This is a genomic window from Variovorax sp. N23 (assembly GCF_025486315.1).
Taxonomy (GTDB): Bacteria; Pseudomonadota; Gammaproteobacteria; order Burkholderiales; family Burkholderiaceae_C; genus Variovorax.
Genome location: NZ_JAOOPY010000003.1, coordinates 89,550 through 114,037, shown reverse-complemented (window position 1 = coordinate 114,037; position 24,488 = coordinate 89,550). Strand labels below are relative to the sequence as shown.

The window sequence follows — 24,488 nt, the reverse complement described above, 5'->3', positions numbered from 1 at the left end:
GGCTACTTGCGCAGCCCCTGCAGCTTGGCGAAGGCGCTCGCCATCTGCCCCGCGGGCTGCGGCGCGTTGTCGCGGCGCGCGCCCTGCTGCTGGCCGCGGCCTGCGCCCTCGAAGCGGTTCTCGCGCGGGCCGTCGCGACGTGCGGGGGCCGCGTCCAGCCGCATCGACAGCCCGATGCGCTTGCGCGCCACGTCGACTTCCATCACCTTGACGCGCACGATGTCGCCGGTCTTGACGATCTCGCGCGCGTCCTCGACGAACTTGTTGGCGAGCTGGCTCACATGCACCAGGCCGTCCTGGTGCACGCCCAGGTCGATGAAGGCGCCGAACTGCGCCACATTGCTCACGGTGCCTTCGAGGATCATCCCTTCCTTCAGGTCGGCGATGTCATCGACGCCGTCGTTGAAGCGCGCCACCTTGAAGTCCGGGCGCGGGTCGCGACCGGGCTTCTCGAGTTCGCCCAGGATGTCCTTGACCGTGATGACGCCGAACTTCTCGTTGGCGAACAGCTCCGGCCGCAGCGTCTTGAGCATTTCGGCACGCCCCATCAGCTCGGCGATCGGCTTGCCGGTCTTTTCCATGATCTGTTCGACCACCGGGTAGGTTTCCGGGTGCACGCCGGTCACGTCGAGCGGGTTGCTGCCGCCGCGCACGCGCAGGAAGCCGGCGCTCTGCTCGAAGGCCTTGGGGCCGAAACCGGTCACCTCGAGCAGTTGCTTGCGCGTCGCGAAGGCACCGTTGGCCTCGCGCCAACGAACCACCGCCTTGGCCACGCTGGCCGACAGGCCCGACACGCGCGACAGCAGCGGCACGCTGGCCGTGTTGAGGTCGACGCCCACGGAGTTCACGCAGTCTTCCACCACCGCGACCAGCGTGCGCGCGAGCTCGCTCTGGTTCACGTCGTGCTGGTACTGGCCGACGCCGATCGACTTCGGATCGATCTTCACCAGTTCGGCCAGCGGGTCCTGCAGGCGGCGCGCGATGCTGGCGGCGCCGCGCAGGCTCACGTCGACATCGGGCATTTCCTGCGAGGCGAATTCGCTGGCGGAATAGACCGAGGCGCCGGCCTCGCTCACCACCACCTTGTCGATGGCCATCGGCGGTGCGCCGGCCTGCTCGGCCATCTTCGCGAGCAGCTTGATCAGGTCGCCGGCCAGCTTGTCGGTCTCGCGGCTGGCGGTGCCGTTGCCGATGGCGATGAGGTTCACGCCGTGCTTGGCGCACAGCTTGCCGAGCGTGTGCAGCGAGCCTTCCCAGTCGCGGCGCGGCTCGTGCGGGAACACGGTGGCGGTCTCGACCAGCTTGCCGGTGGCATCGACCACCGCGACCTTCACGCCGGTGCGGATGCCGGGGTCCAGCCCCAGCACCACGCGCGGGCCGGCCGGCGCGGCCAGCAGCAGGTCGCGCAGGTTGTCGGCGAAGACCTTGATCGCCACCTTCTCGGCCTCTTCGCGCAGGCGGGTGAACAGATCGCGCTCGGTCGAGAGCGCGAGCTTGACACGCCAGGTCCAGGCCACGCACTTGCGGATCAGGTCATCGGCCTTGCGGGCCGAATGGCTCCAGCCCAAATGCAGCGCGATCTTGCCCTCGGCGATCGACGGCTTGCCCGGCTCGGGTTCGACCGGCAGCACCAGCTTCGCGTCCAGGATGTCGAGCGCGCGGCCGCGGAACACGGCCAGCGCGCGGTGCGAGGGCACGCGGCCGATCGGCTCGTCGTAGTCGAAGTAGTCGCGGAACTTGGCGACGTCGGCGTTGTTCTCGTCCTTGCCCGCCATCAGCGTCGACTTGAGCAGGCCCTCGGCCCACAGCCATTCGCGCAGGCGCTGCACCAGTGCGGCGTCTTCGGCCCAGCGCTCCGAGAGGATGTCGCGCACGCCGTCGAGCACGGCCGGCACGGTGGAGAAGTCGGCGCCCGGCTTGCCGTCGTCCAGCGTCTCGGGCGGCTTCAGGAAGGCCTGCGCCTCCACGGCCGGGTCGAGCGTCGGGTCGGCGAAGAGCTTGTCGGCCAAGGGCTCGATGCCGAACTCGCGCGCGATCTGGCCCTTGGTACGGCGCTTCTGCTTGAAGGGCAGGTAGAGGTCTTCCAGCTCCTGCTTGGTCGCCACGTTGGCGATGGCGGCACGCAGCGCATCGGTCAGCTTGCCCTGTTCATCGATGCTTTTCAGCACCGCGCCGCGGCGGTCATCGAGCTCGCGCAGGTACGACAGGCGGGCTTCGAGTTCGCGCAACTGGATGTCGTCGAGCCCATCGGTCACTTCCTTGCGGTAGCGGGCGATGAAAGGCACCGTGGCGCCGCCGTCGAGCAGCTCGATGGCCGCTTTCACCTGGTGCTCGCCGACCTTGATCTCGGCGGCGAGCTGGCGAATGATTTTCTGCATGTTCGAAAGAGTCCCTGACGCGCAATGAAGCGCGGAAGTTTGCCATAGGCCTCCGGGCGCGCAAGGTCGTGATCGCAGGCGTCTACCGGCTCTCTAGGGGAAGACGGCGTCGCCGGCCCCGAGCAAGGGCGGACGCGTCAGGTCCTGGTCGATGCCCATGACCTCGCTGGCGCGCTCGACGGCCTGCCAGAGCGGCGCGGGCATCTTCAGAATTTCTTCGGGCGAGTTCGCGCGCGCAATCCAGTCGCCGATCTGGCGGTGCTGCTCAGGGGTGAGCAAGTCGAGGTTCAGCATCTCGTCGATGGTTTTCATGGGGAGAACAGTGGCTTGTCAATGGGCTCATCAGCGAATGCCGATGGCTGGGGTATGAACATACTGCCGCAAAATCCGGCCGATGACCGATCTGCCCTTCAGCACCGCCGCCGAGCGCAACAAGCAGCCCATCCTCGACGCCCTGCGCGACCTGCTGGGCGAGCGCGGCGCCGCCCTCGAGATCGCCTCCGGCACGGGCCAGCACGCGGTGTGGTTCGCCGCGGCGCTGAAGGATTGGGTCTGGCAACCCACCGATGCCGATGCCCGAGCGTTGCCTGCGATCGCCACCCGGATCGCGCAGAGCGGCCTGACCAACCTGCGACCGCCGGCGCTACTGGACGTCATGTCGACGCCGTGGCCCGCCGCGGAGGCACCCTTCGCCGAGCGGTTCGACGCGATCTTCTGCGCCAACATGCTGCACATCGCCCCGCCCGCCACGTGCGCCGCGCTCATGCAGGGCGCGGCCCGCCATCTGCAGCCGGGCGGCGTGCTGATCACCTATGGCCCTTACCTGGAGGACGGTCCGGTCGCGCCGAGCAATGAGGCCTTCGATCGCAGCCTGCGGGCACGTGACCCGGCCTGGGGCATCCGCAGGCTGGACGACGTGGTGCGCGAAGCGGCCCATGCGGGCCTCGCGCTGCGCGAACGGCGTCCGATGCCGGCGAACAACCTGTTGCTCGTGTTCGGCGGCGCTGCGGTAGCTCAGCGCTTTTTCCAGGTTCGTCCGTCCACGGAGCGATAGGTGCCGCCCGTGGCGCAGCATCCGCCCGCGCCGATGGCCATGCGGCCGAGCGTGACGGTCAGCACGCCGGCATCGAACGACAGGGACTGGCGTTGGCACACGGTCCAGAACGGATAGAACTCGGGTGCCAGAACGCTGACCCAGCGGACGCCGCCCTCTTCGCGGCGCTCGACCCGGTACACCTCGCAGTCGTGCAGCACCAGGAACGTGGGTTCACCGGCCAGCCGGCCCTGAAAGACGCGTTCGGCAGGCGCTTCGCGCGTGGCGATGGCCTCCTTGCTCATCAAGGGATCGGAAGGCGTCGCCGTGAACAGTTGAAGGTCGCAACCCGACAGGCTACCCAACGCCAGCAGCCAACCCAAGGCACGACACAGTTTCGCGGTCATGGCCTCGAGCATGCCACCGCTGCCGGCAGTGACATCGGCGCCCGCAGCCCCTGCCCGCTCACTGCTGCGCGGCGAGGCCCGCCGGCAGTGCGCCCGCGGGCCGCCAGACGGCCGTGCCGTCCGCCCGGGAGAGCACCAGGACGCCATCGTTTCCAAGCGCAGCCGAGGTGCCTCCCGATCCGGTGTTGCCACTTTTCCAGATCGGCACCAGGTCGAGTCCATACAGCACCAGATGGCCCTCGCTGCCCAGGGCCAGACGCGCCGCCGGCTTGCCCGCGGTGCCCGACTGCCAGCGCACGGTGCCGCTGGCGTACTCGGTCAGCACGAGGTTGCCGCTTTCCTCGAAGGTCAGGCCGAAGCGGCCGTCCGGCGACGCCAGGCGCTGGCCCGGGATCAGTTGCTCTCCGGCCACCAGGCGGTCCTTCGCCGTCGGCGCAGTGCCGGCCACGAAACTCCAGTTGTCGACCTGGTGGGCGGTGGCCTGCTGGCCATTGGCGGCCGTGAAGCCGACGTAGAGCTTGGCACTGTCGACCACCCGCTCCAGATTGATATCGCGCTGCAGCACCGGCTGAGCCGGCTTGACGGCGGTGGCGTCGCGCGAGAGGAACACCGACAGCTTGCGCGAGCGCGCGTCGTAGTCCACCCACATCGTGTGCGCGAAGCCGTCCGCCAGGGTGAATGGGCCGTCGACATAGGCATCGGCCAGCAGGCTGCCGTTGCGCAGGATGCCGACGTGGTTGCCGTTCGGGTCCACTCCCAGCGTGGCGCGCGTATCGAGCTTGACGGCCACGCTGCGTCGGATGCCGCCGTAGCCGAGGGCGCTGCCGCCCTCGCCCAGCGTCGACGAGTCGTTGCCCTGCACCACGAAGGTCATGCCCTCGCCGCCGCTACCACCAACATCACCGCCCATCTTGAACTGGAACCGGGTGCTGAACGAGGTGTCCCCGTTCAGCGCCACCGGCGCCCGGTAGAAGGCCGAGCCGAGCTGCCCGGCCTTGGCGTCAGTCAGCATCAGTACCCCGGCGCTGTCGATGTGCGCCGAGCCGTTGCGGCCGACATCGGCAGTGCCGAGGAAGGACGGCAGATGCGCCGCCAGCGTGAACTGCGCCGGCACCGCCGTGCTGCCGATGCGCACGATCTTCGCCACCGATGGCACGCCGGCATCGTCGAAGGCGAACACCATGTAGTGCCCCGGCGGCACCACGTTGGCGCTCTCGTTCAGCTTGATCTTGAGGCGGGTGCCGTCCTGGGTGAAGGGCAGTTCGAGGAAGCGCTGCTCGAAGTTGTAGGAGTGGGTCACCGAGCCGGTACGCACCAGCGTCACGCGCTGGATCGGACGCGACGAGATCACCGACATGCCGAAGTCATTGCCCAGTGTCAGGTCGCTCTGCCCCGCCACGATCATCGGGCGCGGCAGGCGCCGGCCGCTGCCGTCCTTGGCGAACAGATAGGGCGGCGCATAGACCTCGCCGTTCAACTGCACCACCGGCCCGGGCGAGCCGCCGCCGACCGTGAGCACGGTGGCGTCGGGCAGCAGCAGCGCCGTGGAATGGTAGAGACGGTACTTCTGCGCCGAGGCGCCGACGCTCCATTGGCCGGTCTTCGGGTTCCAGATGCTCGCCTCGAGCGACACATCGAACGCCGCATTTTCCCGGCCCGAGCCGCCAGTGGCGAGCACCTGCCCGTCGGGCAGCACGGTGGTGGATGCCCAGATGCGGTTGGCACCGATGCTCTCGGTTTCGGTGACGACCGGCGTGGGGGTGTTGACGTCCACCACCGAGACCTTGCCGCCGGCTCGCACGAACAGCGCCTTGCCCTTGTCGAACATGGCCCACGGAAGCTGCCATCGGACATCGGAGGGCAGCACGCCGACCTGGACCATGGCGCCGTTGCCGTCGGTGTTGATGCCGTACAGCGTGCTGCCGCTGGCCACGACCAATTGGCCGGTCGGGGCGAGCATCGCGCGCGGATAGAACAGCTCGCCCGTCCAGCGGATGCCGGTGAGCGTGCGCCAGCCTTGGCCGGCGGTGTAGACCTCCGGGTACTCGGCCCGCGCACCGCTGGCTTCCATGCCGGCGAGCACGAACACGCGGCCGTCCGGCAACGTGGTCAGCGTGTCGTACCAGCGCGAATAATTCATCGGCGTGCCGGAGGCCTTGATGGATTGCGCCACCGGATCGAAGAGATTGACGTCGGCCACGCCGGTGTTGACCAGCAGGTTGCCCGCCGCGTCGCGCAGGTTCTGCCCTCGTACATCGCCGCCCGCGAGCAGCACCTGGCCCGACACGGGCAGCACCAACTGTGCATTGCAGAAGAGATCGGTGCCGGTGGTGTGTTGCAACAGGGCATGGGCCTTCGTCACCGGGTTCCAGACGTCGTAGTAGAGCTGCGCGCCCTGCTCCCCGCTCGGGTTGCTGCCGTAGCTCATCACCTTGCCGTCGGGCGTCAACACGGCATGGATGGCGTTGATCGGCCAGGTCTCCGGTGCCGACCACAGGCCCTTCGCGCCTGCCTCGCGCAGCTCCTGTGTGAGTGCCGGTACGGGCTGGGGCGACTCGGGTGGCTGGTCGGGTGGATTCACGGGCGGCGAAACCGGGGGCGACGGTGGCGTGCCGGAGTCGACCGGCGCGCCCGGCGTGTCTTGCTCGGCCGCCACGACGGCAGCGACCTCCGGCGTCATCCCGGCGGAGCCGGGCCCGGCCGCCGCGGTGCCAGCGCCCGAAGAACCCCCTTGCGCGCCGTCCCCGCCACCTCCGCCGCAACTGGCCAGCATGGCCGTCACCGCGACGAAAACGCCGGTGCGTGCCCACACGCGTACGGCGGCCGCATTCCTGTCGATCCATGCGTTCATTCGACGCCTCCCTGATTGAACGCGGTGTTTATAGATTGAACACAAAAGTTCACAAAATTGAACCGACTCAACGCTTGCAGCACCGTGCGGTTGTGCACATGCAGACAAAAAAGGGCGCGGCCCCTTGGCACCGCGCCCCTGTTCGACGACTGACCGGGCGATGCGCGCCCGGCCTGTTGCTATGGCGTCGTCGTCATGCCGTGGATGTCGACCGACACACGCCGATCGGGCTGCAGACAAGCGATCAGCGCCGCAGTACGCGCCTCCCCCTTGCAGCCGGTCGTGACGGGCTCGTGCTCGCCCATGGCCTTGACCTGCATGGGCGCGCCCACACCCTGCGCCTTCAGGTAGTCAGCGACGGTGCTGGCACGGCGCTGCGACAGCGCCTGGTTGTAGGCATCGCCGCCCAGGCGATCGGTGTGGCCGGTGATGGTCAGGCTTTGCACCCGCATGTCCTGGCCGCGCAGGGCGCGCGCCAGTGCATCAAGCTCGGCCTTGCCCCTGGGCAGCATGTCGCTCGCGCCGGAGCGGTCGAAGGCGAACAGCGCGTCCGCACTCAGGTCGACGCGGCGCGTGGTCGCCACCGATGCAGGCCGCGCCGCAGCCGGTGCGTCGGGGGCGGGTGTGACAACCTGCGCGATGGCGCAGTTCTGCCCCTGGCACCAGTTGTAGCGTTCATCGTGCAGGCTGCTGCAGCCAGCAAGGGCAAGACCGGCGAGTGCCGCCGCAGCGAGCACCAGATGGCGTGGAGTGAGGTTCGTTGGCATGGGATGGTTCCTTGATTTGGTCAGTGCTGCTTCGCCGATGGTCACCACGCGGTCACCACGCCACCCGCACGCCGACCTGGCCCGACACGCCCTCACGGCTGCTGTTGCCCAGTGAGCGCTGGTACTGCAGGCCGCCGTACAGGTAGGTCGACTTGCTCAACGGCAGTTGCGCGCCTACGCCGAACTCGGCCCAGGTCTTCTTGGCCCAGTCCTCGCTCACCGAGGTGCCGCCGACGTTCACCGCCTCCGGGTCCATGAACTCGTGCAGCAGGTTGGCCGTTACATAGAAGGTATTGGTGCGCGTGAGCTGGTCGGCGCGATCGGCCTTGTCGTTCCAGGCCAGGCGGCCGCCCAGACGCGCGCGCAGGCTCTGGCTGGTGAACCCGTCTACCGAAGACACGTTGTCCGAGAAGCCCCGATAGCGCGTGGCCTGGTAGCTCAGCTGCGCCTGCGGCTCGATGAGCCACTGGCTCTCGCCGATCTGCCAGGGCCGGCCGACCTCGGCGCTCAGGCCGAAGCCGGCGCCCCTCTGCGTGCCCTCGCCGCCGTACTTGTCGGTGTACTTGTTGTGCACCGCATGCAATTGGCCGACCAGGTCGAGGTAGCTGCCATTGTCGGCATAGCGCGTGTGATACGCCCCCAGCGTGGCCATCTGGCCTTTCATCTTGCCGGTGTCATAGCCCATGCCCGCGTCGCCGCGGCGCCGGTCGCCGAAGTCGGTGGTGGTACGCCCATAGCCCATGCTCAGGCCCGTGTGCGTGCGTGACTTGTCGCCCGGGTCACCGCTGTAGGCGATCGAGAGGTCCTTGCCGAACTGCACGAACTGCAGGTCCTGCTCGGACCCGAACTGGCGTTTGCCGTCGATGTCCAGGCGCTGTGCGTGCAGGCGAGCCCAGACCTGATCGGCGGGCGCCTTGTCGTTGCAGCCGCAGTAGTCCCACTTGAAGGTCTGCTGCTCGCCGACGCGCTCGTGCAATGTGCCGAGCAGGCCCTGGCCGAGTTCGTTGCTGGCGACCTGACCGAGCACGTAGCCGGGGACCGCCGGGCGAAGCACTTCCGGCGCAGGGGCAGGTGCCGGGCTGGGCGTGGGTTCGACGGGGTTCGGCGTCGGGACGTAGACGCTGCTCAGGTAGAAGCTGTTGGCATCGCCATCAGTGCGGCCGCCGCGGTGCAGGCCGTATTCGTAGGCACCGGCCTGCACCGGCGAGGCCAGGGCGAAGTTGCCATCGCTCGAACTGCCCGTCACCTGCACGACCTGAATGCCGTTGACCGTCACGCCGCCGGTGCCGCCGGCGTTGGTCACCTGCACTCGCGTCGTACCGCTGGTGTCGCCATTGACGACCAGCTTGTCGGTGGCGCTCGCGTCACCGCCCAGAACAGTGTTGATTTTCACCAGGCCGTTGTTGCCGGCATAGTTGCCACGCACGGTGAGCACGTTTCCCGCCCCGCCCGAAGAACTGCTCAGGTCGATCGTGCCGGCGTTCTGCACATCGCCGGTGATGGTGAAGGCACTGCTGCCCATCGCCACGGTGCTGGTGGAGTTGATCAGGAGGCCGAGCTGCGTGCCGCTGGCGTCGAGCCCGGAGCCGACCGTGAGCGGGTCGCCGGCCAGGGTGAGGCGCGTGTTGTCCAGCGTGATGGACTCCCAGTTCAGCAACTGCGCACCGCCGGCCGTGGCGGTGACGCCCTGCAGCGTCAGCCGGTCGACCCAGCCGTCGGCCACGGACACATCGTCCCCACCGTCGAGGATCTGGCTGCCGTTGTAGGCGGGCACGGAGACAAAAGCGGTGTCGGAGCCGTTCTGGCCATAGAAGCCGCCGTTCAGCGTGCCGCCGGTCCAGCGGAAGGTGTCGTTGCCGTTGTTGGCGCTGGCGACTTTGTCGTCGCCGTAGATGTTGCCGCTGAAGGTGCCGCCGGTGAGCGTCAGGCTGTCGTTGCCGAGGCCCAGGATGGCATCGCCGGTCACGGTGCCGGCGGTGGTGACCACCGCGTTGCCGCCCAGCGTGTCGGTGCCGCTGCCCGCGGCATCGCCGTCGCGGATCGCGATGCCGGATGCCGCACCGTTGACGGTGGTAGCCGCGCCGATGTCGATGGTTCCGCCTGCTGCTGCGAGCGTATGGATGGCCGCGCCTGCGCCGCTGCCGCTGGTGACGCTGCCACCGGTCATCGCGACGGTGTAGGTGCCGCCAGTCGAGTTCGCGAGCAGACCGTCCGAATCCGCGCCCGTCGCCGCCACGGTACCGGCGCTCATCTGAACCGAAGCCAAGCCCACGCCGTTGTTTTGGGCTCGCACGCCCGTCGCCGACGCGCCCGACGTGCTGACCGTGCCGCCGCTCATGGTCGCCGTGGCGGTCGACGCGCTTCCGACGGTCTCGACCGATGCCACGACGCCCGCCGAGCTGTCCCCCGTCGTCGTCACCGTCCCCGTATTCAGCGCGTCGGCGCTACCCGTCGCGCCCTGCCCCACGGCCGCATACACGCCATTCGCCGCAATGCCAGTGGTGGAAATTGCCCCTTGATTCACAGCGCTGGCGTGGCCCGCGCCGTAGAGCACTCGGGCGGCCGTGCCATGTGCGAACTGGCCCTGCGTGGAGACGGTCCCGGCGTTGGTGGCGACCGCATCTCCATAGCCCATGACGTCAGCAAAGATCCCGATGCCGTAGGGCGACCCGGTGGTCGTGACGGTCCCGCCGCTCTGGAGCGTGGCAATCGCCGTGCCATGCTTGGTCGAATCGAAATTGTCGATGTGCGCACCGATCCCGGTGGAATACGGACCGTTGGTCGTGACGGCGCCGCTCGAGCTGGCCGTCGCGACGCCATTGCCGTTTGCGACTGCATAGACGCCGTAGCCGAACGTCCCGCCGGTCGTCACGGTGCCGGTGTTGGCCGCTGTCGCGTTGCCGCTCGCTGCAGCGGCATAGACGCCGAAGTTGCCGTCGAGGCCCGAAGCACCGGTCGTCACGACCGTCCCGTTGTTCGTCGCCGTTGCGTTGCCGGTCCCCCCGGCGTAAGCGAACACCCCCTTGGCACCGTCGAGACCGCCGGTCTGGATGGATGTGCCCGCCGAAGAACTGGCAACCGCATCGCCCATGCCGAGCGTTTCGGCATACACGCCGTAACCGTAGGTGCCCGCAGTGCTGATGCTGCCGTTCAGCAGCGTGGCAGTGGCCGTGCCACTGCCGGCGTTACTTGCGTAGATGCCGTAGCCGGCGGTCTGCTGCGTGGTGATTGTCGAAGCTGCGGCATCCATGGTCGCCGTTGCCGCGGCCGTGCTGGCCGAGTTCAGGACAGTGGCCCAGATTCCGTAGCCGTTGCTGCCCTGCGTCGCGATGCTGCCACCCGTCATCGACGCGGTCGCGGCGCCTGTGCCAACGGCCAACGCGGCCAACCCGACGCCGCCCGTTCCGTTGGCGATCACCGTCCCGCCCGTCTGGCTGGCGATCGCATCGCCGGACCCGGAACCGACCGCGACGACGGTCGAGCTGGCGCCGTTGGTCGTCGCAGTGCCGCCAGAAATGGTGGCGTACGCATCGCCAGAGCCCATTGTCTGGGCCACAACAGCCGAGTTATTCAAGGCCTGTGTGGTGGCAGCCCCACCCGTCATGGTGGCCACAGCGTCGCCGTTGCCGTACGCCAACGCGTAAGCGGCGTGCGACCCGTTCGCAGTGCTGGTGCCTGTATTGATCGAACCGCCGTTCACCGTGACCGTCGCCGTGCCGCTGCCGTACGTCACGGCATACAGACCGACAGCGGAACCTTGCTGGCCGGTGGTGGAGATGGAACCGCTGTTGAGAACCGAGGTTGCATTGCCGTCGCCGTGGGCGGCTGAGGTAGCGCCAGCAGCATATTCGCCGACGCTGGTGATCTGCGCACCATTGATGACGACGCTCGCATCACCGTTACCGCCTCTCGTTTCGGCCAGCACAGCCCACAAAGGATTGGCCCCCGTATTGCCCGGAGGAGCGGTCAAATTGATCGTGACGGGGCCATTGACTTCAATCTGTTGATTGCCTGCGCCGCTACCGGTCGAATACACAGCATTGGCGGTTGTCGTCGCGATGGTGAACGGTGCAGCAGTGCCGTCCACGATGACTTTGATGTTGTCGGTGTTGTACGCAATGCCGGTGGTGTTCGGGTTGGCGTCCCCCACTGGCGTTCCATCGCCCTGGCACGTCACCGTGCCGCCCGAAGCGACGACACCGCACTCGTTGGCCGCCCAGGCGGACGATGCGCTGCCGCAGATCACTGCAGCCACCAGGCCCGCAGCAAGCACGCTGCTCGAAGATTTCTTGCCGCGCGCGGCGCAAAGCTCGCTGGTCGCCACCCAGGCGCCGAGCGACTCGTTCCAGATTGACCGATATGCGCTGTTCATGTGTTCACCCTCGTATGTTGCAAATGCGATCGGGCAGACTGCGGACTGCTCTGACCATCGCTCCCTGGTGGGGCCGGATGGTGTCGAGCGCGCTGTGGGCACAGTGACGGGTGCGAGGTTTCGCGAGATTGCGTTGACTTTGTTAACCAGTTGTGCCGACTAGTTGGCACAACTGACGCAGGCATGCTTCCCCGCCCGGCCGTCGCAGTTAAGTGGATCGCCGTCCAAAGGGTCAGCGCACTGCGCTTAAGCTCCGGCGATGCCGCCCGACACCCCCACCTTCCGCAGCAGACGGGCCCGGCTGCTGCACGGCATCGCGGCGCTGTTGCTGGTGCCGGTGTTGCTCTTCGAGGAATGGGGCTGGGCACCATTGGCCGCGCTGACGGCCCGCCTCGCCCGACTGCCGTGGTGGGCTCGCGCAGAAAGCTGGGTGCGCAACCTGCCGCCGTGGGGCGCGCTGTTGGCCTTCGTCCTGCCGGTTCTGTTGCTGCTGCCGGTCAAGGTCCTGGCGTTGTTTCTTTTCAGCGAAGGCCACGCGACCAGCGGCGTCACGGTGCTGATCGTTGCCAAGCTGGTCGGCACCGCCATCGTGGCGCGCATCTTCCAATTGGTCGAAACCACGTTGATGCGCATCCCGCTTTTCGCGCGCTGGTATCCGCGCTGGAAAGCCTGGAAGAACTCGGTGCTCTACACCGTGCGCGAAAGTGCCCTCTGGCGCAGCATACGGGCCATGAAACAGGGCGCGCGGCGCTGGTGGCGGCGCGTTCGCAACGCCTGATACCAACCCTCTATTTTGCCCGGGTAGAATTCACGGCCATGCCAACCGACACCTCTCCTTCGTCACTCACCGCCTTCGCCGATTCGCGCCGCATCGCCACCGGCACACGCGACGAGGTGATCGCCCAGCTGCGTCGACGCAGCGACGCGTCGCCCGTCTTCGTGTTCGACGACGTGACCGGCGAACCGCTCGATCTCGATTTGCGCGACAGCGCAACGGCGGTCGGAAAACCCGTCACGGAAGAGCCAGCGGCCCGCGCCGTCGGCCGCCCCAAACTCGGCGTCGTCGCACGGGAAGTCACGCTGCTCCCGCGCCACTGGGACTGGCTCAATCGCCAGCCGGGTGGCGCGTCGGTCGCGTTGCGCAAGCTGGTCGAAGACGCGCGCCGCGTGAACGCCGAGCGCGACACGGTCCGAGCCTCACGCGAAGCCGCCTACCGTTTCATGAGCGCCATCGCAGGCCATTCGCCCGGATTCGAGGAAGCCTCGCGCGCCCTCTTCGCCGGCGAACAGGAGCGCTTCGAGTCGCTCGTGGCGAGCTGGCCGGACGACGTGCGAACGCATCTCCACAAGCTGGCCGATGCGGCATGGAGCGTGGCATGAGCGCCGCGCCGGAAGTGACCGCTTCGCAGCCCTCCCGCGGCCCCGTCGAGGGCCGCCCGCTGTGGAAGACCTTCGCGTTCTTCCTCGCCCCCATGCTGCTGAGCAACATCCTGCAGTCGCTCTCGGGCACGCTCAACAACGTGTACGTGGGCCAGATGATCGGCGTCCGCGCGCTGGCCGCGGTGTCGAGCTTCTTCCCGGTGATGTTCTTCTTCATCGCCTTCACCATCGGCCTGGGCGCCGGCGCGTCGGTACTCATCGGCCAGGCCTGGGGGGCGCGCGACATCGCCAAGGTCAAGGCCGTCGCCGGCACCACGCTCACGGTCGGCATCGTCTTCGGGCTGGTGGTCGCGGTGTTCGGCGGCGCCTTCACCGCGCCGATGCTGAAGGCGCTGCACACGCCGCCCGACATCCTGGCGGACGCGACGAGTTATGCCCGCATCATCCTGATCGCGATGCCGGGGCTGTTCGTCTTCCTGCTCTCCACCGCCATGCTGCGCGGCGTGAGCGACACGGTGACGCCGCTGCTCACGCTGGGCATCTCCACGCTGATCGGCCTGGTGCTGACGCCGGCGCTCATCCGCGGCTGGGGCGGGCTGCCGATGCTGGGGGTGGCCAGCGGGGCCGCGGCGACGGTGGTGTCCTTCGTGATCGCCACGGTCTGGCTGGGCTTCCAGCTGCGCCGCATGAAGAGTCCGCTGGCGCCGGACCGCGACTTCGCCCGCAGCATGCGCATCGACCCCGCGATCCTCAAGACCGTGCTGCGCGTCGGCGTGCCCACCGGCGTGCAGATGATCGTGATCGCGCTGGCCGAGATCGCCCTGCTCTCGCTGGTCAACAGCTACGGCTCGGAGGCGACGGCTGCCTACGGCGCGGTCAACCAGGTGGTGGCGTACGTGCAGTTCCCGGCCATCTCCATCGCCATCACGGCATCGATCCTCGGCGCCCAGGCCATCGGCGCGGGCCGCACCGCACAGCTGGGCGCCATCGCGCGCACCGGGCTCATGATGAACCTGGTGCTCACCGGGTCGCTGGTCGTGTTGGGCTACCTGTTCTCACGCCGGCTGATGGGCTTCTTCATCACCAGCGCGCCGGTCATCGACATCGCCCAGACACTGCTGCACATCATGCTGTGGGGCACCGTGATCTTCGGCATGGCGTCGGTGCTGTCGGGGATCATGCGGGCCAGCGGCTCGGTGCTGGTGCCTACCGCCATCTCCATCGCCTGCATCGCAGGGGTCGAGGTGCCGGTGGCCTACGTGATGAGCCATCGCATCGGGCTCAACGGCGTGTGGATCGCCTACCCGGCCGCCTTCATCGCGATGCTGGCGCTGCAGACGGCCTACTACCGCCTGGTGTGGCGCAAGAAGGCGATCCGGCGGCTGGTGTGACGCCAGGCGCCCGGGGGGCGCATAGCCTGGGCTTATCGCCCGGATGAAGATCGACAAACCCGCGCCCGCGCGGATTGGGCGAACATGGCGGCAAGGGGAAATGCCATGAAAGTACTTCGTCTCTTGGCCGGCAGCGCGGTCTCGTTGTCCGGCGCCGCCATCCTGCTGTCCCGACTGTTCTGAGCCGGAAGAACGCCGGCACCCGACGCTACGGCGTCGTGCAGGTCGCGCCGGGGTTCTGCTGCAGTTGCGCGACGTGCCGGGCGATGGCGTCCGACGCGTTCGACGCCACGCGCTGCGCGCCTTGCGCCAGTGCATCGATGCCGTGGCCCACGGGTTCGCTGGTGCGCCACTGGCAGGTCGCACCGAGGTCGGCGTCGGAGCGGCGCACGGTCCAGCTCAGGGCCGCGTCGACGCGCGTGTTCTCCACCGCATCGAACTGCCGCACCTGCACCGCGATGCGCCATGCCGGCGTGCTCGGCTGGCGGCCGCCCTTCGTCACGTCGATGGCGCCCAGCCGCGCCGCGATGCCGCTCGACAGCGCATCGCGCAACTCGTTCTCGAAGGACGACGACCAGCGATGCTGCTCCAGCAGCGCCACTTCGGCACTCCGGCCGCCGGCCTGGTGCACCACCATCTGCGGCCGCGCGAGGCGTTCGGACACGGCGACCGGCGCCAGTTCGATGAAGACCGGTGCGCCGGACGCGGGCGCCGCGCTCGACGGACCGTCGGGCGCTGCCAGGGTGTAGTAGCGGTCCGGCGCACTGGCGCAGCCCGCGACGAGCACGGCGGCCGCGAGGCAAGCAACAGCAAGAGAAATCGGATATCGCGTCATTTCTTCGTGTCCTCCGGTTTGCCGCGCAGGAGCGACTCGGGATGGCGTTCGAGGTAGTCGGTGAGCACGCGCACGGAGCCCGCGGCGCGTGTCAGTTCCTGCAGCGTCTGGCGCATGTCCTGTTGCAGCGGCGAGTCCTGTGCCAGCGTGCGCTCGGCCGAGTTGATGGTCTTGCGCGCGTCCTTCATGGCCGCGGTGATTTCCGGCGACACGTCGTTGTTGAGCGTGCGCGTGAGCTGCTCGGCGCTCACCAGCGTCTTGTTCAGCGTGGCGAGCGCCGTGCGCACGTCGGTGCCGATCTGCTCGAAAGGCACCTTGTTGAGCTTGGTCGCGATCTCCTGCACCTGCGATTGCAGCTCGTCGAGGCTGTTGGGCACGGTCGGCATCTCGAGGGGGTTTTTCGCGAGGTCGAGGTCGACCTTGGGCGCCTTGGGGAAGAAATCGATCGCGATGTAGTTCTGGCCCGTCAACAGGTTGCCGGTGCGCATCTGCGCGCGCAACCCCTTGCCGATGAGAAAACGCAGCCGCCGCTCCTGGGAGAAACGCGGCTCCTCGGGCTCGCCGGTGGTGCGCGTGTGCAGCCGGTCCGGGTAGACCGTCACCAGCACGGGCATGCGGAATTCGCGCTCGGTGCGATCGAAGCGGATGCCGATCGACTTGACCTCGCCGATCACCACGCCGCGGAAGTCGAGCGGCGCGCCGGGCGACAGGCCGCGCAGCGACTGGTTGAAGTACAGCAGCATGGTCTGCGCCGGACCGTCCGGCGGCTTCATCGCCGCGCCCTCGTCCTCGGCCAGGGCGAAGGCGGTGTTCTCGCCGGCGACCGGCCCGTTGTCGTCGTCCGGCGCACCGAAGGCGATGCCGCCGAGCAGGATGGTGGCGAGCGACTGGGTGCGCAGCGTGATGCCGCTGGCATTGAGCCGCATGTCGAGGCCGCTGGCCTGCCAGAAGCGCGAGTTGCCGCCGACGAACTTGTCGTAGGGCGCATTGACGAACACCCGCAGCGTCACGCCGCGTCCATCCTCGTTCAGCTCGTAGGCCGCCACCTGGCCGACCTTGATGCGGCGGAAATACACCGGCGAGCCGACGTCGAGCGAGCCGATGTCCGCGGCGCGCAGCAGGAACTGCTTGCCCGAGGCGTCGCGCGTGACGATGGGAGGCACTTCGAGCCCGGTGAATTCCTTGGCGCTCTCTTCCGAGGTGCCGGCGTCGGCACCGATGTACGCGCCCGAGAGCAGCGTGCTCAAGCCGGAAATGCCCGAGGTGTCCAGCCGCGGCCGCACCACCCAGTAGCGGGTGTCCTCGGCGGTGAAGGCACTCGCATCCTTGTTGAGTTGCAGCGTGACGCGCACATGCGAACGGTCATGCGCCAGGCGCAGGCTCTGCACCACGCCGATCTGCACGTCCTTGTATTTCACGGCGGTCTTGCCGGCCTCCAGGCCCTCGGCCGTCTTGAAGGTCAGCACGATCTCGGGGCCGCGGTCGATCAGGATGCGCACCACCAGAAAGATGCCGACCAGCGCGGCCACCACCGGAATCAGCCAGATCAGTGAGGGCATCCAATCGCGCCGCCGCACCACCCGCGGCGTCGGCAGTTCGCCGGGGCCCGCGGGGCGTGGATCGTTGTCACTCATTGCGTTCTTCCCTTGTGTTTCCCGTCATCGTCGGCCGGGCCGTCCCAGGTCAGCTTGGGGTCGAAGCTCAGCGATGCGAGCATCGTCAGCACCACGACCGCACCGAAGGCGGCGATGCCCACCCCTGCCGTGATCTCGGCGAAGCCCTGGATGCGCACCAGCCCGGCCAGCAGCGCCACCACGAAGACGTCGAGCATCGACCAGCGGCCGATGATCTCGATGACGTGATAGAGCCGGGCCCGTTCGGCGCGCCGCCAGGTGCTGCGCCGCTGCGCGCTCACCACCAGCACGAACAGTGCCGCCAGCTTGAACAGCGGCACCAGGAAGCTGGCGACGAAGACGATGGCGGCGAGTCCGTAGGCACCGGTCACCCAGAAATAGATCACGCCGCTCATGATGGTGTCGCTGCTCGTGCCGAACAGCGTGCGCGTGATCATCACCGGCAGCAGGTTGGCCGGCAGGTACATCAGGCAGGCGGCGATCAGGAGGGCCCAGGTGCGGTTGAGGCTGTCGGCCTTGCGAAGGTGCAGCGGCGTGCCGCAGCGGCCGCAGTGCGCGCCCTCCTCCGCGCCCTGCCACACGGTGCCGCAATGGCGACAGCCGATCAGGCCGCTGTCGATGGCGCGGGCTTTGCGTGCAGGGGCGGTCGCCGCTACCGTCACGCGGCTTCCTCGCGGCCGGCGGCTTCCGCCTCGGCCTGGCCCATCGCCCCCTCGGCCATCTCCCAGAAGCCGCGCGGGTCGAAGGCCAGCACCGCCGTCAGCAGCACGGTCAGCGCCATGAAGGCATACAGCGCCGGGCCGGGCAGCACCGTGGCCATGCTCGAGAGCTTGACCAGCGCCACCAGCACGCCGAGCAGGAAGACCTCGATCATTCCCCAGGGCCGCAGCGACTGCATCGTGCGCACCAGCCAGGCGAAGCCGGCCACGATGCGCTCGTGCCGGCGCAGCGGCACCAGCAGCCAGAGCAGGATCAGCAGCTGAAGCAGCGGAAAGAGGATGGTGGTGGCCAGCACCAGCAGCGCCACCAGCGACATGCCCTCGCCCGCCAGCGCCACCACGGCGCCCGCCAGGGTGGTCTGGCTGCGCAGGCCGCGCAGCTCGATCTCGACGATGGGGAACAGGTTGGCCACGCAGAACATGATGAGCCCGGCCACCGCCAGCGGCAGGATCCGCGCCTGCTGGCCGCCGAGGTGGCGCTCGAGTTCGGTCCCGCAGACCGGGCAGCGGGCGACCTCGCGTTCGCGCAGCGCCGCGCGGCCATAGACCGCGTCGCAGCCCTCGCAGACGATCGCCTCGGGAATTTCCTTCATCGGTGCGAGCTTAATGGCTCGTCGGCGACTGCACCCTCAGACGAAGGCTGCTGAAGATGCCAGCCAGCGCCGCGCAGGCCGCCGCCAGCACCAGCGCGATGACCGGTCCGTGGCCTTCGTGGGGCGTCCAGATGCTGAAGACGGCCGCCACGACGACCGCGCCGAGCGTCTGCCCCGTCAGTCGGGCCGTCCCCAGCATGCCGCTGGCCGCCCCGCTGCGATGCCGTGGGGCCGAGGTGACGATGGTGTGGTTGTTGGGCGACTGGAACAGCCCGAACCCGATGCCGCACAGGGCCATGCGCCAGGCGATGTCCAGGTCGCCCGGCTGCGCCGGCAAGGCCGCGAGCAGCGCGAGCCCGCAAGCGAGCAGGCCCAGGCCGATGCCGCCGAGCAGGCCGTCGGGGTAGCGGCCGATCAGCCGCCCGACGATCGGCGCCATCGCGACGATGGCCAGCGGCCAGGCCGTGATAAGCAGGCCCGCCTCGAGAGGGGTGCGGCCGTAGACGTCGAGCAGCAGGAACGGCAGCGCGATGTACGACAGCATCTGCGCCGTAAACGCGGCCACCGAGGTGCCCATCGACAGCGCGAAGACCGGGATGCGCAGCAGATCGACCGGGAACAGCGGCAGCGCCATCGTGCGCTGGCGGCGCAGGTAGACGAAGCCGACGGCCAGACCGGCCCCCAGCAGTCCCCAGGCCATCGGCGATGTGCCGCTGGCCCCGCCTTCGCGCACGCCCAGCCGGTCGACGCCCAGGAAGACGAGCGCGAACATCCCGATGTTGAGCAGCACGTCGACGACCGAGAAGCGCGTGCCCGGCACCGCGGCGGCGCGCTGGTTGTGGGGCAGCGAACGCATGCCAATCGCCAGAACGACCAGCCCCAGCGGCACGTTGAAGGCGAAGAGCCAGGGCCACGAGGCCACCGACAGGATCGATGCCGCCACCGACGGACCGGCGACCGATGCGGTGGCGACCACCATCGAGTTGATCGCCATGCCGCGCCCGAGCTGCGAGGAGGGATAGATCAGCCGCACCAGCGCGGCGTTCACGCTCATGATGCCGGCGGCGCCCAGTCCCTGCAGCGTGCGCGCGGCGATCAGCGTCCCCATCGAATCGGACAGCACGGCGGCCAGCGAGGACACGGTGAAGAGGCCCATGCCGAGCAGGTAGATGCGCCGGTAGCCGAACAGGTCACCCAGCGACGCGAGCGGCAGCAGCATGACCAGTGTGGCGATCTGGTAGGCGTTGACCACCCAGATCGAATGCGAGGCGCTGGCGTTCAGCTCGCGCGCGATGCTCGGCAGCGCCAGGTTCATGATCGTGCCGTCGAGCACCGCGACCGCGATGCCGAGGATGATGACGGCCATCGCATGCCCGCGCTGCGGCGTCGGCAGGCCGTCTGGCACGGCGGCTTCGGCCATCGATGTCGCCGCGACCGGCGTGACGGCACTCATCTCATGCGCTCCGGCCCGCGACTGCATGGCTTCCGGATGCGGCACCGCCGAGCGTCAGCCAGGTCAGCAGCATGGCCACCAGCGCGCCGCCGGCCATGCCGGCCACCATCGGCAGCGGCCGCCCGTCGGTGAACAGGCCGACGACGGCCATGACCACCGCACCGGTCAGCATCTGCAGCGTGCCGAGCAGCGCCGACGCCGTGCCGGCGATGGTGCCGTGGGTCTCGAGCGCGAGCACCGAGGTGGTCGGGATCACCAGCCCCATCAGGCCGCTGGCGATGAAGTACAGCACCAGCAGCACCCACATCGAATCGCCGCCCAGCAGGAAGTACAGGAACATCGCCACCATCACCACGCCGCAGGCGCCGACCGCGCCCTTGACGACACGCACCAGCCCGAAGCGCTCGCCCAGCCGCCCGTTGAACTGCGCTGCGACGAAGAACGCGGCGGCATTCACGCCGAAGGCCACGCTGTAGACCACGGGAGACAGCCCGTAGTGGTCGATCAGCACGAAGGACGAGTTGGCCAGGTAGGTGAAGAAGCCGGCCATCGCGAAGCTGCCGATGAACACGAGCCCCAGGTAGTGCCCGTCGCGCAGCAGCACGCCGTAGGCACTCAGTGCGCTGCGCAGGCTGCTCTCCACGCGCTGGTCGGCCCTGCGCGTCTCGGTCAGCGAGGTGGCGATCAGCACCAGCCCCGCGATGGCCGCCAGCGTGACGGCCCAGAACACGCCGCGCCAGCCCGCCACCGCGATCACGCCGCTGCCCACCAGCGGCGCCAGGATCGGCGAGATGCTGAAGACCAGCATGAGCAGCGACATCAGCCGCGCCGCGTCGTTGCCGGTGTGCAGGTCGCGCACCACCGCCCGCGGGATCGCCATGCCCGCGGCCGCACCCAAGCCCTGCAGGAAGCGCAGCACGATCAGCGTCTGGATGTTGTCGGCCAGCGCGCAGCCGATGCTGGCGATGGCGAAGAGCACCAGCCCGAAGTACAGCGGCGGCTTGCGGCCGACCATGTCCGACACCGGGCCGTAGAAGGGCTGGCCGGCCGCCAGCGCCAGGAAGAAGACGGTGAGGCTCATCTGCACCGAGCCGATGTCGGCGCGCAGGCTGGCGCCGATGGCCGGCAACGCCGGCAGGTACATGTCGATGGCGAACGGGCCGATGGCAGACAGCAGCCCGAGCACGAGTGCGATCCGGAAGAAACGAGAAGAAGTCATGGGCCGATTGTCGCCAAGGCCGCAAAGACCGCGGCGAGCGGCGTTCGCGGACTTGTGTCAGGGCCTGACCCTTGTGACGGGTACGCCGCTGCACCCGGGGACGCAGCGCCGATTGTTTCCAATGCCCGAACGCCGTGATTCCTTCGAGAGACGTTGCGAAGCCCTTTGCCGTCGCACACTTGATCCCACAGACCAACAGCACACGTTGATCTGGGTGAACAGGCCACCGAGCGAGCGGGCCGCCTCGACAACGACGCGGAACACCCACCCAAGACCGGTTCGACATCATCCAAATCATTGAAGGAACATTGACATGAACACCCGCAACATCCTCGCCGCCGCCGCGCTGTCCCTCCTGGCCGCAGCCGGCGCACACGCCGAAACCTACGACGGCGTGCTGACCATCACCCCGTCCGTGAGCCGCGCTGCGGTGCAAGGCCAGGGCGTGGCTGCCGCCCGTGCCGGTGACGTCTTCGGCGAAGGCTACGCCGCCGGCGTGCAGACCGTGAACACGACGGCCGACCGCAGCGCCGTGCGCAGCCAGGCCGTGGCCGCGGCCCATGACCCGCTGCAGAGCCTGAACGCGAAGTCGTACTACCGCGACCAGATCCCGGCCGAATACAAGAAGGCCAGCGTGTCGTTCACGCGTCAGGCAGCGTACTGAGTGCGAAGCGCCGGGATCTCCCGGCGCGAGTTCACAGATCGTCGAACAGGGGCGCGGTGCCAAGGGGCCGCGCCCCTTCTTTCGCCAGCATGCGCAGCTTGGCCAGCGCGCCGCCCGGCGCCGAGAAGCCGCCGGGCCGACCGTCGGCCGCCAGCACACGATGGCACGGCACCATGGGCGCGAAGGGGTTGCGCCCGAGCGCCTGACCCACCGCACGGGCCAGGCCCTTGCCACCCACCGCCTCGGCCACCTCGCCATAGGTGCGCGTCTCGCCGGGCGGAATAGCGCGCGCGAACGCGTACACGCGTCGGTGGAATTCCGGTACGTCGGATTCGTCGAGCACCACGTCCAGCAACAGATCCTTCGATGTGCCCGCCAACACCGCACGCAGCGCCTCGATGGCCGCCTGCGTCGACGGCGGCGGCTCGGCTTCCGTCAGCGCAGGAAAGCGAGCGGCCATGCGCGCCAACGTCGCAGCCTCTTCGTTCTCCGCCTCAGGCAACTGCGCGCCGACGATGCCCCGCGGACCCCATGCGACGCCGCAGGTGCCGATGGCCGTCGGGAAGATGGCGAAGCCACCGGTCGCCGTCATGCGACACGCTCCTGGTCGCCATCGAGCTTCACGTGCGCCATGAGGAAGTCGAGCATCGCGCGCACCCGCGCCGGCAGACGGCCTGCCTTGCCCAGATAGACCGCGTGCATCGGCTCCATCTCGTGCGGGTTGAATTCCTCCATCACCTTCACCAGCCGGCCGGCGTCGATGTCGGCCTGCACGTGGTAGAGCGACAGCCGCCCCAGGCCGACGCCGTCGAGCACCAGCCGCCGAAGTGCCGAACCATCGCCCACGCGCATGTTGCCGACGATCGGCATCTCGAGCCGCCGGCCGTCGACCGACAGCGGCCAGTCCGGCACCGCACGGCGGTAGCTGGTGCCCAGGCGGTTGTGCGCTTCCAGCTCCTGCGGCGTGCGCGGCGTGCCGTAGCGGGCGAGGTAGGCGGGCGCGGCGACGATGGCCTGCCCCGTTTCACCGAGCCGGCGCGCGACGAGGTCCGACGACGGCAACTGCCCCCAGCGCACCGCGATGTCGGTGCGCTCGTCCATCAGGTCGACCACACGGTCGGTCAGCGAGACGTCGACCGTCACCTGCGGGTGCAGTTCGAGAAAGCGCGGCATCAGCGGCAACAGCACATGGTGGCCGAAGGGCACGCTGGCGTTGATGCTGACCCGCCCGCGCGGCGCGGCGCCCGATGCGGCGCAGCGCTCGGCCTCGTCCATGTCGGCCAGCACCCGCACGCTGCGTTCGTGGAACTGCTGACCCTCGGGCGTCAGCGTGAGCTTGCGCGTGGACCGGTGCACCAGCTGCACCGCGAGGCGCGATTCGAGCCGGGCGACCAGCTTGCTGACGGCCGAGGGCGTCATGCCGAGTGCGCGTGCCGCGGCCGAGAAGCCGCCACGCTCGACCACCTGCACGAAGGCTTCCATCTCGCCGGAACGGTTCACGTCGATGCGGGGCATATGTGATTTCAACTCACAGCAGTCGGTCCGGCGGGCATTCTAGTCACAGGGCATGGACGACGGCACATTCGACGCATCATGCCCATCGCACTCCTTGCCCTCACTGTCGGCGCCTTCGGCATCGGCACCACCGAATTCGTCCTCATGGGCCTGCTCCAGCAGGTCGCGGACGACCTCCATGTCTCCATCGCCGCCGTCGGGCTGCTGATCTCCGGCTATGCGGTCGGCGTCGCCATCGGCGCGCCGGTGCTCACGCTCGCCTCGCGCCGGCTGCCGCGCAAGACGGTGCTGCTCGCGCTGATGGCGATCTTCACGCTCGGCAACCTCGCCTGCGCGCTGGCCCCGAGCTACGGCTGGCTGATGGCGGCGCGCGTCGTCACGGCGCTGGCGCATGGCACCTTCTTCGGCGTGGGCGCGGTCGTGGCGACCGGCCTGGTCGCGCCGGAGCGTCGCGCCTCGGCCATCGCGATCATGTTCACCGGCCTCACGGCCGCCACCATCCTCGGCGTGCCGGCCGGTGCGTGGCTCGGGCTGCACCATGGCTGGCGCGCGTCGTTCTGGGCCGTCACGGCGATCGGTGTGCTGGCCTTCGCGGTGCTCGCCGTCTTCGTGCCGCGCAGCCGGCGCGAAGGCGTCCTGCCGCCGCTGCGCGACGAACTCGCCGTGCTGGCCCGGCCGCAGGTGCTGCTCGGCCTGGCGATGACGGTGGTCGGCTACGCCGGCGTGTTCGCCGTGTTCACCTACGTGCAGCCGCTGCTCAACCGCCTGACCGGGTTCTCCGACGGTGCGGTGTCGGCGGTGCTGCTGCTCTTCGGGGGCGGCATGGCCATCGGCAACCTGCTGGGCGGCCGGCTGGCCGACCGCGGCGTGATGCGTGCGGTGCTGTGGACGCTGAGCGTGCTTGCGCTGGTGCTCGCGACCATGCAGTTCGCCATCGGCTCGGCGGTGCCGGCCATCGTCTTCTTCGCGGTGCTCGGCGTGGCGTCCTTCGCCACCGTGGCGCCGCTGCAGATGCGTGTGCTCGAGAAGGCCTCGGGCGCCGGCCAGAACCTGGCGTCGAGCCTGAACATCGCGGCCTTCAACCTCGGCAACGCCATCGGCGCGTGGGTCGGCGGCGTGACGATCGAGCGCGGACCCGGGCTGGCATCGCTCGGCTGGGTGGCGGCGGCGATCACGCTCGTCGGCCTGGGCATCGCGCTGTGGAGCCGCTCGCTGGATGGCCGCGAACCGGCCACGCCGGACGGCATGCCGGCCAAGGCCTGACCCTCCTCATTCCA

The 24,488-nt window shown here is 68.8% G+C and carries 20 protein-coding genes; 6 read left to right on the top strand and 14 right to left on the bottom strand.

From position 1 onward, the window contains the following. Positions 1–2 precede the first annotated feature (2 nt). Positions 3–2,378, bottom strand: coding sequence for a Tex family protein (locus tag N8A90_RS05730; RefSeq protein ID WP_262073711.1), 2,376 nt, complete (start codon positions 2,376–2,378; stop codon positions 3–5). A gap of 93 nt (positions 2,379–2,471) precedes the next feature. Then, complete coding sequence (locus tag N8A90_RS05725) at positions 2,472–2,690, bottom strand: hypothetical protein (protein WP_262073710.1); 219 nt, start codon at positions 2,688–2,690, stop codon at positions 2,472–2,474. A gap of 82 nt (positions 2,691–2,772) precedes the next feature. Here N8A90_RS05725 and N8A90_RS05720 point away from each other — a divergent pair, with 82 nt between their 5' ends. Further along, entirely contained in the window at positions 2,773–3,432 is a 660-nt protein-coding gene (locus N8A90_RS05720) for a class I SAM-dependent methyltransferase (protein WP_262073709.1), read from the top strand. On the opposite strand, the gene N8A90_RS05715 is transcribed toward N8A90_RS05720, so the two are convergent. The 4 genes from N8A90_RS05715 to N8A90_RS05700 all read right to left on the bottom strand — a co-directional run bounded on the left by N8A90_RS05715 (position 3,393) and on the right by N8A90_RS05700 (position 11,808). Then, a complete protein-coding gene (locus N8A90_RS05715; RefSeq protein WP_262073708.1) occupies positions 3,393–3,818 on the bottom strand; it encodes a hypothetical protein in 426 nt (141 codons plus the stop codon). The genes N8A90_RS05720 and N8A90_RS05715 overlap by 40 nt on opposite strands. A 58-nt stretch (positions 3,819–3,876) precedes the next feature. After that, the gene (locus N8A90_RS05710) at positions 3,877–6,669 is read right to left on the bottom strand and encodes a galactose oxidase-like domain-containing protein (protein ID WP_262073707.1); all 2,793 of its coding nucleotides are present in this window, start codon (positions 6,667–6,669) and stop codon (positions 3,877–3,879) included. Positions 6,670–6,848: 179 nt separating this feature from the next. After that, on the bottom strand, positions 6,849–7,436 hold the full coding sequence (locus tag N8A90_RS05705; protein WP_262073706.1) for an OmpA family protein: 588 nt from the start codon (positions 7,434–7,436) through the stop codon (positions 6,849–6,851). Positions 7,437–7,488: 52 nt separating this feature from the next. Next, positions 7,489–11,808, bottom strand: coding sequence for an autotransporter outer membrane beta-barrel domain-containing protein (locus N8A90_RS05700; RefSeq protein ID WP_262073705.1), 4,320 nt, complete (start codon positions 11,806–11,808; stop codon positions 7,489–7,491). Positions 11,809–12,067: 259 nt separating this feature from the next. Between N8A90_RS05700 and N8A90_RS05695 the strand changes: the two genes are divergently transcribed. From N8A90_RS05695 to N8A90_RS05685, 3 genes are read left to right on the top strand one after another with little or no spacing between them, the layout of a single operon-like run. Continuing rightward, a complete protein-coding gene (locus N8A90_RS05695) occupies positions 12,068–12,586 on the top strand; it encodes a hypothetical protein (RefSeq protein WP_262073704.1) in 519 nt (172 codons plus the stop codon). Between the two features lie 38 nt (positions 12,587–12,624). After that, positions 12,625–13,188 carry a DUF2239 family protein gene (locus tag N8A90_RS05690; protein ID WP_262073703.1) on the top strand — a complete coding sequence of 188 codons (564 nt, stop codon included), beginning with the start codon at positions 12,625–12,627 and terminating at the stop codon, positions 13,186–13,188. Further along, a complete protein-coding gene (locus N8A90_RS05685; RefSeq protein ID WP_262073702.1) occupies positions 13,185–14,579 on the top strand; it encodes an MATE family efflux transporter in 1,395 nt (464 codons plus the stop codon). The genes N8A90_RS05690 and N8A90_RS05685 overlap by 4 nt, the downstream gene beginning before the upstream one ends. A 208-nt stretch (positions 14,580–14,787) precedes the next feature. Here the strand turns inward: N8A90_RS05685 and N8A90_RS05680 are convergent, their stop codons facing one another. From N8A90_RS05680 to N8A90_RS05655, 6 genes are read right to left on the bottom strand one after another with little or no spacing between them, the layout of a single operon-like run. Next, positions 14,788–15,414 carry a membrane integrity-associated transporter subunit PqiC gene (locus tag N8A90_RS05680; RefSeq protein WP_262073701.1) on the bottom strand — a complete coding sequence of 209 codons (627 nt, stop codon included), beginning with the start codon at positions 15,412–15,414 and terminating at the stop codon, positions 14,788–14,790. After that, complete coding sequence (locus N8A90_RS05675) at positions 15,411–17,048, bottom strand: intermembrane transport protein PqiB (RefSeq protein WP_262073700.1); 1,638 nt, start codon at positions 17,046–17,048, stop codon at positions 15,411–15,413. The genes N8A90_RS05680 and N8A90_RS05675 overlap by 4 nt, the downstream gene beginning before the upstream one ends. Beyond that, positions 17,045–17,710 carry a paraquat-inducible protein A gene (locus N8A90_RS05670; RefSeq protein WP_262073699.1) on the bottom strand — a complete coding sequence of 222 codons (666 nt, stop codon included), beginning with the start codon at positions 17,708–17,710 and terminating at the stop codon, positions 17,045–17,047. The genes N8A90_RS05675 and N8A90_RS05670 overlap by 4 nt, the downstream gene beginning before the upstream one ends. Continuing rightward, positions 17,707–18,360: a paraquat-inducible protein A gene (locus N8A90_RS05665; protein ID WP_262073698.1), complete on the bottom strand. Its 654-nt coding sequence runs from the start codon at positions 18,358–18,360 to the stop codon at positions 17,707–17,709. The genes N8A90_RS05670 and N8A90_RS05665 overlap by 4 nt, the downstream gene beginning before the upstream one ends. Positions 18,361–18,370: 10 nt before the next feature. Further along, positions 18,371–19,813, bottom strand: coding sequence for an MFS transporter (locus tag N8A90_RS05660; protein WP_262073697.1), 1,443 nt, complete (start codon positions 19,811–19,813; stop codon positions 18,371–18,373). A 1-nt stretch (position 19,814) separates the two neighbouring features. Then, positions 19,815–21,032 carry a multidrug effflux MFS transporter gene (locus tag N8A90_RS05655; protein WP_262073696.1) on the bottom strand — a complete coding sequence of 406 codons (1,218 nt, stop codon included), beginning with the start codon at positions 21,030–21,032 and terminating at the stop codon, positions 19,815–19,817. Positions 21,033–21,345: 313 nt separating this feature from the next. Between N8A90_RS05655 and N8A90_RS05650 the strand changes: the two genes are divergently transcribed. Beyond that, complete coding sequence (locus N8A90_RS05650) at positions 21,346–21,696, top strand: alpha/beta hydrolase (protein WP_262073695.1); 351 nt, start codon at positions 21,346–21,348, stop codon at positions 21,694–21,696. A gap of 31 nt (positions 21,697–21,727) precedes the next feature. Here N8A90_RS05650 and N8A90_RS05645 read toward each other — a convergent pair whose 3' ends face one another. Then, a complete protein-coding gene (locus N8A90_RS05645; protein WP_262073694.1) occupies positions 21,728–22,288 on the bottom strand; it encodes a methylated-DNA--[protein]-cysteine S-methyltransferase in 561 nt (186 codons plus the stop codon). Then, positions 22,285–23,211: a LysR family transcriptional regulator gene (locus N8A90_RS05640; protein ID WP_262073693.1), complete on the bottom strand. Its 927-nt coding sequence runs from the start codon at positions 23,209–23,211 to the stop codon at positions 22,285–22,287. Before N8A90_RS05640 ends, N8A90_RS05645 begins: the two co-directional genes overlap by 4 nt. A gap of 78 nt (positions 23,212–23,289) precedes the next feature. Between N8A90_RS05640 and N8A90_RS05635 the strand changes: the two genes are divergently transcribed. After that, positions 23,290–24,474, top strand: coding sequence for an MFS transporter (locus N8A90_RS05635; RefSeq protein ID WP_262073692.1), 1,185 nt, complete (start codon positions 23,290–23,292; stop codon positions 24,472–24,474). Positions 24,475–24,488: the final 14 nt, after the last annotated feature.

Bases quoted from the DNA above. Each gene is read 5' to 3' on its own strand.
- N8A90_RS05730 (WP_262073711.1), bottom strand. From the start codon at position 2,378: ATGCAGAAAATCATTCGCCAGCTCGCCGCCGAGATCAAGGTCGGCGAG.
- N8A90_RS05725 (WP_262073710.1), bottom strand. From the start codon at position 2,690: ATGAAAACCATCGACGAGATGCTGAACCTCGACTTGCTCACCCCTGAG.
- N8A90_RS05720 (WP_262073709.1), top strand. From the start codon at position 2,773: ATGACCGATCTGCCCTTCAGCACCGCCGCCGAGCGCAACAAGCAGCCC.
- N8A90_RS05715 (WP_262073708.1), bottom strand. From the start codon at position 3,818: ATGACCGCGAAACTGTGTCGTGCCTTGGGTTGGCTGCTGGCGTTGGGT.
- N8A90_RS05710 (WP_262073707.1), bottom strand. From the start codon at position 6,669: ATGAACGCATGGATCGACAGGAATGCGGCCGCCGTACGCGTGTGGGCA.
- N8A90_RS05705 (WP_262073706.1), bottom strand. From the start codon at position 7,436: ATGCCAACGAACCTCACTCCACGCCATCTGGTGCTCGCTGCGGCGGCA.
- N8A90_RS05700 (WP_262073705.1), bottom strand. From the start codon at position 11,808: ATGAACAGCGCATATCGGTCAATCTGGAACGAGTCGCTCGGCGCCTGG.
- N8A90_RS05695 (WP_262073704.1), top strand. From the start codon at position 12,068: ATGCCGCCCGACACCCCCACCTTCCGCAGCAGACGGGCCCGGCTGCTG.
- N8A90_RS05690 (WP_262073703.1), top strand. From the start codon at position 12,625: ATGCCAACCGACACCTCTCCTTCGTCACTCACCGCCTTCGCCGATTCG.
- N8A90_RS05685 (WP_262073702.1), top strand. From the start codon at position 13,185: ATGAGCGCCGCGCCGGAAGTGACCGCTTCGCAGCCCTCCCGCGGCCCC.
- N8A90_RS05680 (WP_262073701.1), bottom strand. From the start codon at position 15,414: ATGACGCGATATCCGATTTCTCTTGCTGTTGCTTGCCTCGCGGCCGCC.
- N8A90_RS05675 (WP_262073700.1), bottom strand. From the start codon at position 17,048: ATGAGTGACAACGATCCACGCCCCGCGGGCCCCGGCGAACTGCCGACG.
- N8A90_RS05665 (WP_262073698.1), bottom strand. From the start codon at position 18,360: ATGAAGGAAATTCCCGAGGCGATCGTCTGCGAGGGCTGCGACGCGGTC.
- N8A90_RS05660 (WP_262073697.1), bottom strand. From the start codon at position 19,813: ATGAGTGCCGTCACGCCGGTCGCGGCGACATCGATGGCCGAAGCCGCC.
- N8A90_RS05655 (WP_262073696.1), bottom strand. From the start codon at position 21,032: ATGACTTCTTCTCGTTTCTTCCGGATCGCACTCGTGCTCGGGCTGCTG.
- N8A90_RS05650 (WP_262073695.1), top strand. From the start codon at position 21,346: ATGAACACCCGCAACATCCTCGCCGCCGCCGCGCTGTCCCTCCTGGCC.
- N8A90_RS05645 (WP_262073694.1), bottom strand. From the start codon at position 22,288: ATGACGGCGACCGGTGGCTTCGCCATCTTCCCGACGGCCATCGGCACC.
- N8A90_RS05640 (WP_262073693.1), bottom strand. From the start codon at position 23,211: ATGCCCCGCATCGACGTGAACCGTTCCGGCGAGATGGAAGCCTTCGTG.
- N8A90_RS05635 (WP_262073692.1), top strand. From the start codon at position 23,290: ATGCCCATCGCACTCCTTGCCCTCACTGTCGGCGCCTTCGGCATCGGC.